This is a genomic window from Thalassobacillus sp. C254, assembly GCF_001310615.1.
This window is the reverse complement of the sequence record NZ_BAXQ01000011.1, coordinates 41,487-56,283: the sequence shown is the minus strand read 5'-3', so window position 1 is coordinate 56,283 and position 14,797 is coordinate 41,487. Positions and strand designations below refer to the sequence as shown.

At 41.1% G+C, this 14,797-nt stretch carries 16 protein-coding genes, 4 pseudogenes and 1 riboswitch; of the genes and pseudogenes, 15 read left to right on the top strand and 5 right to left on the bottom strand.

What is annotated here, in order from left to right; all coding sequences use genetic code 11:
- Position 1 precedes the first annotated feature (1 nt).
- The 8 genes and pseudogenes from JCM19033_RS25740 (at position 2) to JCM19033_RS11715 (ending at position 4,250) form a co-directional block, all read left to right on the top strand.
- A complete protein-coding gene (locus JCM19033_RS25740) occupies positions 2–133 on the top strand; it encodes a hypothetical protein (RefSeq protein ID WP_269758159.1) in 132 nt (43 codons plus the stop codon).
- Positions 134–150: 17 nt separating this feature from the next.
- Positions 151–833, top strand: a pseudogene (locus tag JCM19033_RS28190) (hypothetical protein).
- The gene (locus JCM19033_RS28185) at positions 814–1,359 is read left to right on the top strand and encodes a hypothetical protein (RefSeq protein ID WP_374701233.1); all 546 of its coding nucleotides are present in this window, start codon (positions 814–816) and stop codon (positions 1,357–1,359) included. The pseudogene JCM19033_RS28190 and the gene JCM19033_RS28185 overlap by 20 nt, the downstream one beginning before the upstream one ends.
- Entirely contained in the window at positions 1,314–1,568 is a 255-nt protein-coding gene (locus tag JCM19033_RS28180) for a flagellin (RefSeq protein ID WP_374701232.1), read from the top strand. The genes JCM19033_RS28185 and JCM19033_RS28180 overlap by 46 nt, the downstream gene beginning before the upstream one ends.
- Positions 1,569–1,699: 131 nt before the next feature.
- On the top strand, positions 1,700–2,137 hold the full coding sequence (locus tag JCM19033_RS11730; protein ID WP_054636490.1) for a YaaR family protein: 438 nt from the start codon (positions 1,700–1,702) through the stop codon (positions 2,135–2,137).
- 394 nt (positions 2,138–2,531) lie between these two features.
- Entirely contained in the window at positions 2,532–2,813 is a 282-nt protein-coding gene (locus JCM19033_RS11725; RefSeq protein ID WP_054636436.1) for a hypothetical protein, read from the top strand.
- A 121-nt stretch (positions 2,814–2,934) separates the two neighbouring features.
- A complete protein-coding gene (locus JCM19033_RS11720; protein WP_054636435.1) occupies positions 2,935–3,405 on the top strand; it encodes a low molecular weight protein-tyrosine-phosphatase in 471 nt (156 codons plus the stop codon).
- Positions 3,402–4,250, top strand: a complete 849-nt coding sequence (locus JCM19033_RS11715) for a fructosamine kinase family protein (protein ID WP_054636434.1) — start codon at positions 3,402–3,404, stop codon at positions 4,248–4,250. Before JCM19033_RS11720 ends, JCM19033_RS11715 begins: the two co-directional genes overlap by 4 nt.
- A 28-nt stretch (positions 4,251–4,278) precedes the next feature.
- Here the strand turns inward: JCM19033_RS11715 and JCM19033_RS11710 are convergent, their stop codons facing one another.
- The gene (locus JCM19033_RS11710; RefSeq protein WP_054636433.1) at positions 4,279–4,458 is read right to left on the bottom strand and encodes an H-type small acid-soluble spore protein; all 180 of its coding nucleotides are present in this window, start codon (positions 4,456–4,458) and stop codon (positions 4,279–4,281) included.
- 129 nt (positions 4,459–4,587) lie between these two features.
- Here JCM19033_RS11710 and JCM19033_RS11705 point away from each other — a divergent pair, with 129 nt between their 5' ends.
- The 4 genes and pseudogenes from JCM19033_RS11705 (at position 4,588) to asnB (ending at position 8,870) form a co-directional block, all read left to right on the top strand.
- Positions 4,588–5,373: an NAD(P)/FAD-dependent oxidoreductase gene (locus tag JCM19033_RS11705; protein ID WP_269758164.1), complete on the top strand. Its 786-nt coding sequence runs from the start codon at positions 4,588–4,590 to the stop codon at positions 5,371–5,373.
- A 7-nt stretch (positions 5,374–5,380) separates the two neighbouring features.
- A complete protein-coding gene (locus JCM19033_RS11700) occupies positions 5,381–5,929 on the top strand; it encodes an NAD(P)/FAD-dependent oxidoreductase (protein ID WP_269758158.1) in 549 nt (182 codons plus the stop codon).
- Positions 5,930–5,950: 21 nt separating this feature from the next.
- Positions 5,951–6,937, top strand: a complete 987-nt coding sequence (locus tag JCM19033_RS11695; protein WP_054636430.1) for a bifunctional 2-polyprenyl-6-hydroxyphenol methylase/3-demethylubiquinol 3-O-methyltransferase UbiG — start codon at positions 5,951–5,953, stop codon at positions 6,935–6,937.
- Positions 6,938–7,020: 83 nt separating this feature from the next.
- Positions 7,021–8,870, top strand: a pseudogene (gene asnB, locus JCM19033_RS11690) (asparagine synthase (glutamine-hydrolyzing)).
- A 539-nt stretch (positions 8,871–9,409) separates the two neighbouring features.
- Here the strand turns inward: asnB and JCM19033_RS25735 are convergent.
- From JCM19033_RS25735 to JCM19033_RS11675, 4 genes and pseudogenes are all read right to left on the bottom strand, one after another.
- Complete coding sequence (locus JCM19033_RS25735) at positions 9,410–9,532, bottom strand: hypothetical protein (RefSeq protein WP_269758157.1); 123 nt, start codon at positions 9,530–9,532, stop codon at positions 9,410–9,412.
- 86 nt (positions 9,533–9,618) lie between these two features.
- Positions 9,619–10,092, bottom strand: coding sequence for a hypothetical protein (locus JCM19033_RS11685; protein WP_054636429.1), 474 nt, complete (start codon positions 10,090–10,092; stop codon positions 9,619–9,621).
- A 263-nt stretch (positions 10,093–10,355) separates the two neighbouring features.
- Positions 10,356–11,872 (bottom strand): annotated as a pseudogene (locus JCM19033_RS11680) (NCS2 family permease).
- Positions 11,869–12,482: pseudogene (locus tag JCM19033_RS11675) on the bottom strand (xanthine phosphoribosyltransferase). Before JCM19033_RS11675 ends, JCM19033_RS11680 begins: the two co-directional pseudogenes overlap by 4 nt.
- 110 nt (positions 12,483–12,592) lie before the next feature.
- Positions 12,593–12,692, bottom strand: a riboswitch (purine riboswitch).
- A gap of 306 nt (positions 12,693–12,998) precedes the next feature.
- On the opposite strand from JCM19033_RS11675, the gene JCM19033_RS11670 reads away from it, so the two are divergent.
- The 3 genes from JCM19033_RS11670 (at position 12,999) to JCM19033_RS11660 (ending at position 14,797) form a co-directional block, all read left to right on the top strand.
- Positions 12,999–13,499 (top strand): PTS glucose transporter subunit IIA, encoded by a 501-nt coding sequence (locus JCM19033_RS11670; protein ID WP_054636428.1) that lies wholly within the window; start codon positions 12,999–13,001, stop codon positions 13,497–13,499.
- Positions 13,500–13,663: 164 nt separating this feature from the next.
- Positions 13,664–14,317, top strand: coding sequence for a general stress protein (locus JCM19033_RS11665; protein ID WP_054636427.1), 654 nt, complete (start codon positions 13,664–13,666; stop codon positions 14,315–14,317).
- A 216-nt stretch (positions 14,318–14,533) separates the two neighbouring features.
- Positions 14,534–14,797 carry a general stress protein gene (locus JCM19033_RS11660; protein ID WP_054636426.1) on the top strand — a complete coding sequence of 88 codons (264 nt, stop codon included), beginning with the start codon at positions 14,534–14,536 and terminating at the stop codon, positions 14,795–14,797.

The following is a 14,797-nucleotide window of genomic DNA, read 5'->3' as shown; positions in this document are numbered from 1 at the left end:
ATTGGCTCTCGAAATACTGACGAACCTGGCTGGTGCATGGAATCAGGGAATCAAAGCCAAACCGGACACCCGCTTTAAAACGATTCGCCAAAAGACCAATATTTACGAGCAGCATGTTATGCAAGAAAGCTGACAGAAAAGGAGATCTACATGAAGATTAATAATAATATTCAAGCGTTAAATGCCTACCGAAATTTAAGTCAAAACCAAGTGCATGTTTCTAAAAACCTTGAAAAGCTTTCTTCCGGACTTCGCATCAATAAGGCAGCAGACGATGCAGCGGGCCTCGCTATTTCAGAAAAGATGCGCTCACAAATCAGAGGCTGAAGCAGGCAGAACGAAATGCAATGGATGGAATCTCTTTAATGCAGACATCAGAGGGAGCGATGCAGGAAGTTCATTCCATGCTGCAGCGAATGAGAGAACTGGCAGTACAGGCAGCAAATGATACAAACACTGAATATGACCGGGACCAAATACAAAAGGAAATAGATCAGCTGAAGCTTGAAATAGATTCTATTTCGGAGAAAACTGAATTTAATACACGGAAACTTCTAAACGGGTCTAGCGCGGTATTGTCTACTTTTCACGTTATTGACGGAAACGATGCAAACCAGGCTAATTTAACAAGCCTTCCTAAGGCAGTCAATGCCAATCTGAAGTCAGGCGATTACAGACTTAATGTAACTGATGTCGAGCCAAAAATATCCATTGTCCAGCCCGATGCAGGAATCGGGGCAGAAGGCAGTGTAGTGTTTGCTGAAGATGCAGGAGGGATGCCACTTGGAGAATATACAATAAATATCCGAAATTATGAGTCGAACAGCGACTAACGGGGCTATGATTGAAGTTTTTGGACCGGATGGATTGTCACTGGGTTCTAAAGCTGTAGCAGTTGGGGAAGAAGGTGAGCGTGAAACCATAGCAGGATTATCAATAGATACAGGTGCTATCCAGCGGTCCGGTACGGTTAAAGTATCTATGGAAATGGAGGCCGCCTTCTCTCTCTATTACCGGGAACCAGGTAACGAGGATGGTGAATATCATAGGCACGCTTTTGGCAAAGAACATACATCCAGAAATGGAGTAGTTACTCACGGAGGCCTTGAATTTTCTATTTCCAGTAATTTACAAACCTCAGATGCTGAGGAAGCGACAGCATTTACAATTGTGAATAATGCCCTTGCGTTTCAGATCGGCCCCAACACAAACCAGCATGTGCTTGTAGACATCCCAAAGATGGACACCGTACAGCTTGGTATTGAAGAAATAGATGTGCGCAGCAGGAAGCAGCCAATCAAGCTATTTTTGCATTGGATGAAGCAATTAACAAGATTTCTGATGCCCGCTCAAAGCTAGGAGCAACACAAAACCGTCTTGAGCATACAGTTAATAACCTGCAAATTACTCATGAAAATTTAACAGCCTCTGAGTCTCGTATTCGTGATGCAGATATGGCTTTGGAAATGACAGAATTTACACGGAACAATATTATAAACCAGTCAGCGACAGCCATGCTTGCACAGGCTAATCAATTGCCCCAGGGGGTATTACAGCTGCTTCAATAGAATGTATCATTTACAGGGTAATAGAAATCATTTGCCCAAGGAGTATGATGTTTTAAGAGGAAGCTAATGTGACCTACCATCCTTGCGTGGCCGATGGTACAATGAGAAAAACGGTAAAGGGCGTGACGAGAATCGATATACAAAAGGTTGGCCGCTCTGAACTTCAACAAAATGTTAAAAGAAAAGCCGGCCCTGAACCTTCTCTTTCATTTACTGAAATCATGAACAAGCAAAAAGATGAAAAGGCACATGAACGATTCACTAAGCTTGTTCAGCAAATCGAAAACCAGGGGAATGTGCTGGCCGAAACAAGAACAGTAGAGGAGCTGAGAAAGTATAAACTGCTGGTCAAGGAGTTTATGCAGGAAGCAGTGGAGCATGGTCTTCGTCTTGAAGAAAAACGCGGATTTAACAGAAGAGGGCGTACAAAAATATACAAAACCGTACAAGAAGTCGATCAAAAGCTCCTGGACCTTACAAATGCCGTGCTGGCACAAAACAAAAAAAGCCTGGATATTCTTGATTTAGTGGGGGAAGTAAGAGGACTGCTGGTTAATGTCTATACATAATAGGCTGATAGAGGAAGCTTCCCTCCTCATTAAGCGGGGAAGCAAATACTGCTTACGTTAAATCGAAGAGAAATTTGACGCAAATGGACTATATCGTGATTCTCTCGCGTATGATTTAAGCAGTGCTCTCTAGGAGTTGCTCTTTCCTTTTTTATGAGCTGCTTTAAAGATTGCGGCTTTTTCTCATTTCTAATATTCTATTCTTTGTGAAGAAAAGAGGAGTGATTTAGCTTTGCTAGTTGTTATTAGAGGTAAAAGCACAGACTAAGTTGTTCACAAATCCTTCACTTGGTTTTCAAGAATTGGCAACCAAAGCTCTAAGCTAGAAGTGTATAGTAGAAATCAGGAATTCTCTTTATCTAAACAAAAATTAAGAATAGGAAGTGAATAGAACGTGATCGTTCATGACTTGGTGGAAACGAAAGAATATTTTACAGAGGAAACAAAGGCTGACTACTATGTGGTTTATGAAAAGTTTGAAAACAGTGATGCAAGCTTTGAGGAAAGCGGTCGTTTCTCTGTAAAAGAAGCCGACACAGAAGAAGTTGTGCAGATATTTTACGGCTGCAAGGATAATTCCTTATGTTCATTAGAAAAATATAAGGTTGACGAGTATCCTTCTGTGGAAGCAATCCTTAAACAAGTAAAAAATGACCATCAAGAAATATTTGCTTAATAAATCATAAAGCCTCTTTGGTATATACCATGGAGGTTTTATTTTTTTATTTATGAGTCTTTGTTCTTAATTCTTATTAACGATATAATATAAAGAGAGAATGGAAAATTGAGGTGACTGTATGATAAATGTGTTATTTGTCTGTCTGGGGAATATTTGCCGGTCTCCCATGGCTGAAGCAGTCTTTAAAAAGAAAGTCCAGGAAGCAGGCTTAAGCAGTAAAATAACTGTAGATTCAGCCGGTACAGGGCACTGGCATATTGGAAATCCTCCTCATGAAGGAACGATAAGTATACTTACGAAAAATAATATTGAGGCGGCCGGACTTCAAGCAAGACAGTTAAAGAAAAAAGACCTTTCTGAGTTTGAATACATCATTGCTATGGATGCTGAAAACCTGGGAAATATTAGAGCGTTAGCTGGACACAGCAATACAGGGGAAATATCACGTTTATTAGACTACGATCCAGCTTCTCCTGGAGAAGATGTGCCGGATCCATATTTTACAGGGAATTTTGAGGAAGTGTATGAGATGGTTGACTGCAGCTGTACAAATCTCCTTACTCATATACGGGAGCGTGAGGGGATATGAAAACAAGTGTTGAACTTGCTTTATCCTCGATTAACGCCGAAGACCATATTAAAACTGTCCAGCCTGTCTCAGGAGGCAGTATTAGTTCAGCGTATTACGTAGAAACGACGAGTGAACGTTTTTTTGTTAAGCTTCATGAAGAAGCCCCTAAGGATTTCTTTTCACAGGAAGCTGCCGGTCTTCAGTTTCTTGAGGAAACCCATACATTAGCTGTGCCTGAGGTTTTAGGGTGGGGAAAGAAGTTCATTGTAATGGAATGGGTGGAAGGAGAAGCAACAAACACAACCGAGGAAATGCTGGGAACCAGACTGGCTCAGCTGCATTCCCATCATGGAACTTATTTTGGTCTCGAGGCAGATAATTTTATTGGAGAGCTCCCCCAGTCCAACGGATGGGAAAAGACATGGGGAGATTTTTTAAGAGAAAAACGATTAAAGCCGCAGTTTGATTTAGCAAGGTCTCTTGGAAGACTGTCAGGTCAGAGAGGGAGCAAATCTCAGAAGTTATTAGAGAAAGTTGATGAGTTAGTACCTCCTGACAGAAAGCCTTCTCGTCTGCATGGTGATTTATGGGGTGGAAACTGGATAGCAGGCCCTGGTGGAGAACCCTTCTTAATAGACCCTGCTGTGTTTTATGGTGATTATGAGTTTGAAATCGCTTTTATGGATTTATTTGGCGGATTCTCTCCTCGAGTGTATGGAGCGTACCAGGAATCAAAGGAGCTGGAACCCGACTTTGAAGATCGAAAGCCGTTGTATCAGCTTTATTATCTTCTTGTTCACTTAAACATCTTTGGTGAAAGCTACGGACGTTCCGTTGATAAAATTTTAAATAAATATGTATAACAGGGGCCTCGGCAATGAGGACCCTGTTTTATTTTTCAATTAAGTTACCAAGATTAACTGTCATTTCATTCTCCGTATCGCGCAAGTCATAAATGCGTGCTGTGCTGTTTTCAGGGTCAACGGCTTGAATGTAAACGGCTACATCATTATAGTATACATGTTTCATCTCTGGAGAGGATGCTATTTCTTGAGCTCTCTGAATATTCACAGGCAGATTCTCCTTTGCTTCTTCATTTATTTATATCCTAGGGTGACGATAAGCTGCCTTCTTTATACCTAAAAGTTTATTTCTGCCTTGATGAGGGTAGGTAAGGAACGACAGGGGACAGGTGATTTGATGAAGTATGATGTGTTAATCGCAGGAGGGGGAGTAGCCGGGCTGACTCTCGCTTTAAAATTAGTTAAGAAAAACATTCGTGTTTTACTTATTGAAAAGGCCAAGCAGAACCCGCAAAAGGTGCTCTATAAAGGAGAATTGCTGCAGCCGAAAAGCATAAAAATATTTAGCGACCTGGGCTTATATAGCTTGCTGGAAAAAGAGAGCTACCCCTTACATGTTATTCACTCAATTGAAGTGGAGCTTCAAGAAAATGGATTTCCAACTCCCATATTTGAGAGCGAGCTTCGTTATGATAAGCTTGACTCTTTTTACAATCAGGCTTTTATGCTCCCCCATGAAAAGCTGAGATCCATTTTACTGGAGGAATTAAAAAGGTACGAAACCTTTCATTATATATGGCCTGGGACATTCCTGAATTTTACTGAGGACCAAAACCCTGACGCCAGGAAAGCAAGGATCAAAACAAAGGATGAAGAACTGTACTGCCAGGCTGATTTCTACGTAGGAGCTGAAGGCAGAGTTTCAAAAATCAGAGATTCCATGAAGACAAAAGTGAAGGAAAGTGATTACAATCATCAATTTTTAACGGTCTCCTTCCCACGTCCTCCTTCCTTAAAAGATTCTGTTATTTTTGCAAGCAAAGATAGTTTTCTCGGCCTTTTTCCATTGCCTGGGGGAGAGGTAAGGACAGTTCTGTTGATTCAGCCAGGACAGCTGAAAAAAATGAAAGAAGAGGGAATCGAGAGTTTTTACAGGGCTTATTATCAGTCATGCCTGAAATGAAAGGTACGTGGACTCCGTTGGATGGAGGGATATTCAGCTGATGATTCCAAAGCGACATAACGTCTCACATTATGTGGAAGAAAATAAAGTGATTATAGGGGATACAGCTCACAGCGTCCATCCAATGGCTGGGGAAGGAATGAATCTGGCTATTCAAGATGCTGATGTGTTAGGAGAGCTTCTTGGCTGGATGTACACAGAAAATAAAACGGACCACAAACATTTAACGTGGTTTGAAACGATCCGGAAACCCAGGGCAGAATACTTATCCTTTCTCAGTCATCAATCTGCCTTAGCTTACTCTTTTCCATACCAAACTGCCAGGAAAACAAGGATGAGGGCTTTACACTACATGGAGAATATACCCAGACTTCATTTCAAGCAGATGCTGAATATTTCTGGGCTTGGCATGTGGAAGTTTTCAGCATGGGATTACATGAGAACTATTGGTCTCCCTCCATGGTTTACCTCTAAAAAGCAATATTCCCCGCAAAAGCAGCAGCCGCATTTTTTTACACACAAAGACGATTATCCTTGGTACTACAAGTACCATTAACTTGATGAGGTGAGTGGAGAAATGATAAAGGAAATGAAACGATTACTGGAAGCAAGGAAATGGATGAAAAAGAATGAAGAATTTCTCCCGACCTGGCATGCCCATGTAGGATATAGTTTGGACTTATTTGATCATTTTGCCAAAGGGGCAAAGGTCCAAGAGGTACAAAGAAAACAGGAGCTTGATGAGGCTCTTCTTAAACGCTGGGTTGAAGTAGGCCTTGCTATTGGACACCTGAAAAAGAAACGTAATGGGAAAGTGAAAAGTCATAAAGAGATGACAAGGTATATTTCTAGACATAGTCCTTATTCAGTTGGCGTCCTGTTAACAGAAATGATGGAGCTGCATATACCGACGCTTCTGTCATATAAAGATGCAATGAAGGGAAAGGAGCGGGTTAGCTACCTGGAAAAGGATTACGGCCCGATCGTTGCCCAGACATCTTCGTTATTAGAAGCATTAGCCTTTCCAAAACTTATGGAAGTGATCAAGAAAAATAAAGCTTCTTCTATTTTGGATATGGGCTGTGGCTATGGCGGTTACCTAAGTCGTATTTATGAGAAAAATCCCGATCTTACATTAACAGGAATTGAACTTCATGAAGAAATTGTAAAGGAAGCAAAGGAACAGACTAAGCAAACAAATGTAGAGATTATTCAAGGAGATATACAGGATTTTTATACAAAAGAATACAAATCAGATATTGTAATGATGAATAACCTGCTTTACTATTTTTCAATGGAAGAGCGGCAGGACTTATTTAAAAATGCAAAAGAGCTGTTAAATAAAAAAGGACGATTACTCATTATGGCTCCGTTGCAGAACTCCAAGCATGGACAAGCCTTTTCAGCAGCATTTAACAGCTTTATGTCAGCCCATGAAAATTTATACCCTCTTCCTTCTGAAAAGGAAATAAAGAGTTATGCTAAGAAAAGCGGTCTGAAAGTAAAGAAAGTTTCCCCTATCATTAAAGAAGGCGGATGGTATTTGATTGAAGTTGCCAAATAAAAAGAAATGGAACGTTATCGTTCCTCCTGAATAGCATGAGATATACTCTGCCGTATTGATGCTTTTATAGGAGGGACTTTTTTATGTGTGGAATAGCAGGATGGATACATTTTTCCTCTGACCTGCATCAAGAAAAAGAAGAGATGATAAAAATGATAAAGACGCTGCGGCTGCGAGGGCCAGATGAAGAAAATATATGGTCTGATCGTCATGCTTTGTTTGGACATACACGGCTCATTGTTGTGGATCCTGCTGGGGGAAAACAGCCAATGACAAAAACGGCAGCAGGGAAGACGTGTACGATCGTTTATAATGGAGAACTCTATAATACAGAAGAGGTGCGAAAAGAGCTTCTTGCAAAAGGGTATACCTTTGCTTCTTCTTCAGATACTGAAGTGTTGTTAACTGCGTTTCTTGAATGGAAGGAACAATGCGTGGAAAAGGTAAACGGTATTTTTGCTTTTGCAATTTGGGATCATCATAAAGAAGAGCTTTTCCTGGGAAGGGATCGGCTTGGAGTAAAGCCTCTCTTTTTTGCAGAAAAAAACGGAGGCTTTCTTTTTGCTTCAGAAATAAAAGCTATTTTGGCACACAGGGAGGTAAAAGCTGCCCTTGATGAAGAAGGGCTGTTGGATATTTTCGGCCTGGGGCTTCGCGGACTCCTGGAAAAGGAGTGTTTCAAGGGATTCAAGAGCTTCGTCCTGCCCATGTCCTTCGTCTTTCAAGAACGGGAAAAAGAATCAGCAGATACTGGAATGTAAAGAGCGCTGATCATAAAGAGGATGAGAGGGATACTGCTCTTCATATACGCCAGCTGCTTCAGGATACTGTAGAAAGACAGCTGATTGCTGATGTACCGGTAAGTACTCTTTTGTCCGGGGGAATAGATTCCAGTGCTTTGACAGCTTTTGCCGCTACACATCTTGCTGGTGAAGGGAAAGGAAAGCTCCACACGTTTTCTATCGATTATGAAGATAACAACAAGCACTTTAAAGCAAACGAATTTCAACCGGCCAGCGATAAATCGTTTATTGAATTAATGAGTAATCAATACTCGACAATCCATCACAACAAAGTGATTCCTGTTCATACATTGGCTGATATGCTGGATGATGCAGTTATGGCCCGTGACTTGCCTGGCATGGCAGACATTGATTCTTCCTTACTGTGGTTTTCAAAAGAAATAAAAAAGACTGCGACAGTGGCACTATCTGGAGAGTGTGCGGATGAAATCTTTGGGGGATATCCCTGGTTTTACAGGACGGATCTTCTTCAAAGAAAAGGATTTCCGTGGATGGACTCCTTGAGTGAACGAAAAAAGCTGCTGCGAAAGGAATGGCAGGAAAAACTAAACGTAGAAGAGTATTCACAGGACCGGTATCAAGAAACCTTGAAGGAAGTTCCTGCTCATGAAGATGATTCAAAGGAAGAGGCAAAGAGAAGAGAAATGTTTTACTTAAACATGATATGGTTTATGACCACTTTGCTTGATAGAAAAGATCGCATGAGTATGGCTGCAAGCCTGGAGGTAAGGGTGCCATTTGCCGACCACAGGCTGGTTGAATATGTGTGGAACATTCCTTGGGAAATGAAGAGGTTAAATGGGATGGAAAAAGGAATCCTCCGTAAAGCGCTGGAGGGCATTTTGCCTCATGAAGTCCTTTACCGAAAGAAAAGTCCATACCCTAAAACACACCATCCAGTTTATACAAATCTGGTAACTCAAAAAGTCAGAGATATACTGGCAGATAAACACGCTCCAATTCTTGAAATAGTGGACCGTGCCGAATTAAAAAAGCTTGCTGACAGCAAGGGTGCTTCTTTTACCGTTCCCTGGTTCGGACAGCTGATGACAGGACCTCAGCTCCTTGCCAATATGGTTCAAATGAATAAGTGGCTTGAAATTAACAACATTGACATTATTTCTCATTAAGGCGCCATATGGAAGACACCGTGAAAGCGAATGAAAAGAAGCTTAAGCGGGTGTCGCACTTGTAGCTTTAGGTTCAGGGGAGTGGACTTTGAACAATAGAATACTGAAAACAAAAAGAGCTCTCACCGATGTGAGGGCTCTTCTCTTTCTGGGTTTTGTCCCAGACTCATGTTAAACAGGAAGTAATCAGACTAATCCCGCATTTCATCAAAGGCTTTTTGCATTGGCTCCATCATGTTATTGTTTCCATTTCCATTACCATTACTTTGGCTTCTTCCTAGCTGTAAGCCGCTGCCCCTACTCCTAAGCTGACTAAAGATAACATGACTGCATTATTGCCATTGTTTCTGCGGTTGTTATTTCGCCCCATGCCAAACATGAAACCATCTCCTCCTGTGTTTTAGCTGGAATTCATTCATTCAGCCCAGCCATTATTAATATGAGGATTTTTCTTGGCATGTAAACAAGGATGTTGTTACCATGAGCTGCCCACCTGAACAAAAGAGGTTCCCTTATAGTAAGGAACCTCTTTTGTTTCGTTATTCTTCCTCTGCATCATCGAGGTTAATTTCTATTTCCAAGTCATCACCAATGGTTTCTGCTTGGCCGTCAGTTGCTCCTTCAATAGAAAGGGTAAGGGTTTCAAGTTCGGCAGGATCCATGTCTAAGTAAAAAATAACATAATCCTTTTCGACTGAGTCTTCTCCAAACTCGCCGCCAACACTTCCCGAATCAAAAATATCGGCACTTACCTCTTCACCTGTATTGGTGGAAAGAGAAGCTGGTTAGGATAAAAAATCACCGTGTCTTCTTCATTGTTTTGAGCTTCCATAAGCACGGCTACAATTGTTTCATCATCTTTTTCACCAACAAGAACTTCTTGAATGGAAAGCGAGATAGGACCGGATTCCTCTTCGATACCAAGGTCAGTGTCTTCATATATAATATTGGCATCATCAATTCCTTCAGCTGTAGTGGTTTCTTCTTCCGCTTCTTCTTCATCCAGCTCTTCATCTGGATCTGGAGATTCTTCATCTTCCTGTTCGTCCTCATCAATATCCTCGGCATCTTCCTCAGGAGCCTGTGCATCCTCTTCTACAATATCCCCGTTTTCTTCTGCTCCTTCATCAATAACGGCATCGTCCTGGTCTTCTTCACCGTTACATGCTGTTCCAAGAACAAGCACAGAAGAGAGGGACACGAGCAGTAATGATTTTTTCATAAATTGTACCTCCTATGTAAGCATGGTAATAATCTCTTCGATTGACCAATTATTAGTATACCTAAATAAATGAATTTGTAAAGAAAGGTATGGGTACGCTGTTGTTTGTGGTCACAGAGCCGTGACTGATTATATGTAGCTTTTAAAGTTATACGATTTTATAAGAAACCCTTGTCTTTTTTCATGAAAAGGGATTCCAACCATGAGTCATTTTTTCTGAAAAAGAAAAAAACCTCCCCTTTTAAGGAGAGGCAATAAAGAATCTAAGCTGCTTCTTTTTTATCCTCTAACACTTCACCTGCCTGAACATTAGCAAATTTCAAGGAATAAAGAACAAAGAAAACACCAATGGCACAATAAGCTAGTGTAAAGTCTCCCGCTGCATTTACTGCTAAAGAAGGTGCATGCATAAATCCAAAGAAAGAGAGGATGGCACCAACGAAAGAAAACGCTGCAGCCTTTTTGAAATTATGGTCAATGATAAAGACGGTAATGGCTCCAAGGATAATGGCCGTAAACATGGCTCCTTCACCGAGGGGGACAATGCCAGTTGAAATATCTCTGACTACTTCACCAGCTTCATTGTTAAATCTTGTCATGACATAGTTAGCGACATAAGGAAGCATAGCCAGTGCCACTGCCGGATAATACTTTGTGGAATTCTGCTGAAAAGCAGAAGATACCATGGAAATTCCCACAAAAACAAGGATAGGAGCAACAGCTGCTACAGGTATGAAAGCGGAAATAGCAGCAATTAAGCCAAAGCAAGCTGCCAGTGCAAATACAGCGGCGTTTAAAATGCTGTACCCTCTTCCGGCTCCCATCCACTTCGAACCGACCGTAGCAATGTAAACAGTAGTTGGAAACAATCCACCAAACAATGTGCCGATCATTGTTCCTGTTCCATCAACAGCCTGGCATTCTCTTACGTCATAATCATCCCCTTCAGCAGACATGGCTTCTACATTATTCATTGTCTCAATTGCATTATAAAGTGTAATAGCAGAATAACTGCCAGTAAGCCAATAAGGGAGCCAAATAAATAATTAAATCCTTCAATCCCTGCAAGTGTAGGAACAAGAGGATAAAAGCCAAGATTGGCCATTCCTTCTTGTACCTGGTTCATATTCACTTCACCAATCACGAAAGCAAGGACGGTACCAATAACAATCGCAAAAAGAGATGTCGGGATGTTAAAAGGCATGGATATCTTGCCAAGAACGCCCACTAAGATAATGGCTAAGACAACTAGGCCGACAACAGGTACAGAGAATGTATTGAATAGCATTTCTCCAGCGATAAATGTAAGAGCGACACCTGCAAGGGCGCCAAGCATAGCTGCGCGAGGAAGGTTGCGTTTCACCCAGTTTCCAGAGAATGCAACAAGAGCTTCAATCAACCCGCTTATGAAACAAGCAGCCAATGCAATTTTCCATGCGAGTTCCGGATCTCCTGTTAATTGGTTTGCCGGCAGCAGGACCCCGAAGAGAAAAATAAACATAACGGGTGTGCTGATCCCGTAGGAAAGAGCTGTTACGTCTGTTCTTCCTTCCTTTTGGGCGAGACGGTTGGCCATGTAAGCATAATACAGGTTACCAAAAATGACTGCTGCGGCCGCTCCAGGAATTACTTTTCCAAAAACAATTTCTGCTGGAAACCCCATTCCAAGCATGGTTACGGCAATGATGACAAAATTAGCCAGGTTGTTTTGAAATAAAGCAAAAAAGGCGTCCGTATCTTCTTTTTTATACCACGGGTAATGGACAGTGTTGGTAGTCATTGTTTTCCCTCTTTCTTACAGCTCTGAGATGCCATTTCATTTTTTACAAATTCTACCTCGCTATGTGACAACGTTTCTATGCGGGCAAGTGATTCTACCGGTATCCTGCATCAACAAGCTTTTCTCGTCCCGGCTGAAAGGACTTTTCAATTACAATCCCAAAGCCGGCAATCGACGCACCGCTTTGCTTAATAACAGAGGCAAGCCCCTGGGCAGCTTGTCCGTTAGCTAAAAAGTCATCAATAAGCAAGACGCGGTCAGTTGAAGTGAGAAGGGATTTGGAAATGGTGATCGTATTTGTTTCTTGCTTTGTAAAAGAATAAACGTCCGCTGTATAGACATCATCTGTCATAGTTATTGACTTTTTCTTTCTGGCAAAAATAAGCTCTACCCCAAGTTCGGAAGCAGTCATAAGAGCCGGGGCGATTCCGGAGGATTCTATCGTTACCACCTTGGTTATCCCCTCATGTCGAAAACGAGCAGCAAACTCTTTACCTATTTCGCTCATTAAAGCAGGATCAATTTGATGATTTAAAAACGTATCGACCTTCAATACACCTTCAGATAAAACAAGGCCTCTTTCGGTAATTGCCTTTTCCAAACTTCTCATTTCTGTCATCCTTTCAGTTACAATTCGTCCACTCAATGAAAAAAGCCCGATCTCCAGTGTCCATATGAGCGAACAACTGATGATCGGGCTGTGTGCACAAAATAAGCCATATTCATCCGAGGTTCACCCATAGTCGAATGATATGGTCATTCGGTAGAAACTTGCAGGCCGTATTCCCGCGATTATATGAGTGAGTATGTATAAATTTGTCGTATGTATGGATTATAACGCAAATAGACAAAGTTGAAAAGAAAAAATAGCTTTAAATACGAATTTTGATTTCAATATTGATTTTAATGTTCGTATTTTGGTAAGTTTTACTTTTTGAGAAGTAAGGAATAGATGGGGACTGTACAGGCTGTCTCGTTGACTTTTATAAGGCTGTTCGTTACATTTTATGAGGGGAACCGCAATGGAAAGCTATTCTTTTTTGAAGCACTCATTAAAGAAAAGTAATTATGAATGGTTTCATGGCTTTTAGACAAGGTTATACATATGTAAAAGAGGTGATTAAATATGTTGAAAAAATTATTTGGAAAGAAAAATGAGCCACAGGATTTGGTGGTTTATTCTCCTGTTTCAGGAAAATACGTTGATTTAACAGAAGTACCGGATCCAACATTTTCGGAAAAAATGATGGGAGAAGGCTTTGCTGTTGATCCTTCTGAAGGACGGGTAGTATCCCCAGTAGATGGAAAGGTCATTCAGGTATTTCCTACAAAACATGCCGTTGGTATTAAGTCTAATGAAGGTCTTGATATTCTTATTCATATCGGACTGGAAACAGTAGCAATGAATGGAGAAGGGTTTGAAGCTCACGTCTCAGAAGGAGACAAAGTAAAAGCAGGAGACCTTCTCATTGAATTTTCCCTTGACGATGTTAAGGAAAAAGCAAAAAGTACTTTAACTCCAGTGGTTTTTACTGAAGGGGAACAATTTGAGAACCTGGAATTAAAAGAAGCTGAAGATGTAAAAGGCGGAGAAACGGAAGTCGCTTCTGTGACTGTGAAAGCTTAAGGCATTAGTGAAAAACACCCGGGCAAAACCGGGTGTTTTTTGTGCCTGCAAGTTTTCAGGTTTCGTATATATTTCTCCGGAAAATTTAGTTTTAAACCATAGGATACGGGAAGGTAGATTGTATAGAACAAAACAAACAGGTACAGCTACCGGAGGTGATTTCCTTGGCAGAAAGAGTAATAGGCGTTTATGAAAAAGAGCAAGAAGTCATTACTGCTGTTGAAGAGCTTAAAAAAGAAGGACTTGCCCCTTCTGATATGTCTTTGGCTGTTGATGAGAAGACAGATGCTAGTTATTTGATGAGGGAAACAGGTGTGCAAACTGAAACTGAAAAAACAACTGAAGCCAGTGAAGGCAATAATAAAGGAATGCTTGATAAGCTTAAGCAAGCTTTTACAGGAAATGATCAACAGAGTAATGAGACATCCGGAAATGTAAAAGAAAAATTTATTAGTATGGGCATGACTGAGGAAGAGGCAACGGAGTATAAGGACCAAATAAAAGAAGGAAAAATGGTTTTATTTGTAACCAGAGATGCAGACGAGAGTTTAGGAGGTCCTATTGGTCATACTACCAAACCTACGTCAACGGATCGTCCTCCATTAATGGGTTCCACCTCAAGTGAAAGGGAGACTGAGGGAAGCTCCATGAAAACAGAGGAAACCCCAGTTGAAACAGAAGGAACGCCAAATAAACCTGCGAAACCCAAAAGGTCATATGCGACTCAAGGCACCAGTGATCCAGCACCGGAAGGATCTTCACCACCACACAGTAAATCTGAGCCAGTCGCTTCAGAGGATGAAAATAGAAACAAATAAAGCATTCTTATAATGTCGACAGGGGACCAGCATACGCTGGTTCTCTTATTATAAAGAACGAGCATTAAATTTTTTAATCATTTATTTATTTTCCATCGCTCCCTGGGTAGCGGCTGAATTAACATGACCACGTCCTCTTTTGCAAAGCCTTGTTTTCAAAGAACAATGTAGGGGAATTGAAGTAAAAAGCACTTTTTAAAGAAAGGAAGGTATAAAATGGCCAATAGAGTTGTTGGTGTGTATGATTCAAAAAAGAAACTTCTGGAGAACGTGGAAGAGCTTAAGGCAAAAGGCATTGATGCATCGGACATTTCGATTGTAGCTAAAGACGAAGATACAGCAAATTTTTACGGCGAACAAACCGGGGCTCAAACAATGGCGGATACGTACGATGCTGACCAAGATGAAGGGTTTTTGAGAAGGTCAAAGCGGCCTTTCAAACAAAAGGTGAGGTTGAAACAAGTGACGCAAGGACCCTGA

Bases quoted from the DNA above. Each gene is read 5' to 3' on its own strand.
- JCM19033_RS28185 (WP_374701233.1), top strand. From the start codon at position 814: ATGAGTCGAACAGCGACTAACGGGGCTATGATTGAAGTTTTTGGACCG.
- JCM19033_RS11720 (WP_054636435.1), top strand. From the start codon at position 2,935: ATGATAAATGTGTTATTTGTCTGTCTGGGGAATATTTGCCGGTCTCCC.
- JCM19033_RS11715 (WP_054636434.1), top strand. From the start codon at position 3,402: ATGAAAACAAGTGTTGAACTTGCTTTATCCTCGATTAACGCCGAAGAC.
- JCM19033_RS11705 (WP_269758164.1), top strand. From the start codon at position 4,588: ATGAAGTATGATGTGTTAATCGCAGGAGGGGGAGTAGCCGGGCTGACT.
- JCM19033_RS11695 (WP_054636430.1), top strand. From the start codon at position 5,951: ATGATAAAGGAAATGAAACGATTACTGGAAGCAAGGAAATGGATGAAA.
- JCM19033_RS25735 (WP_269758157.1), bottom strand. From the start codon at position 9,532: ATGGATCCTGCCGAACTTGAAACCCTTACCCTTTCTATTGAAGGAGCA.
- JCM19033_RS11685 (WP_054636429.1), bottom strand. From the start codon at position 10,092: ATGAAAAAATCATTACTGCTCGTGTCCCTCTCTTCTGTGCTTGTTCTT.
- JCM19033_RS11670 (WP_054636428.1), top strand. From the start codon at position 12,999: ATGTTGAAAAAATTATTTGGAAAGAAAAATGAGCCACAGGATTTGGTG.
- JCM19033_RS11660 (WP_054636426.1), top strand. From the start codon at position 14,534: ATGGCCAATAGAGTTGTTGGTGTGTATGATTCAAAAAAGAAACTTCTG.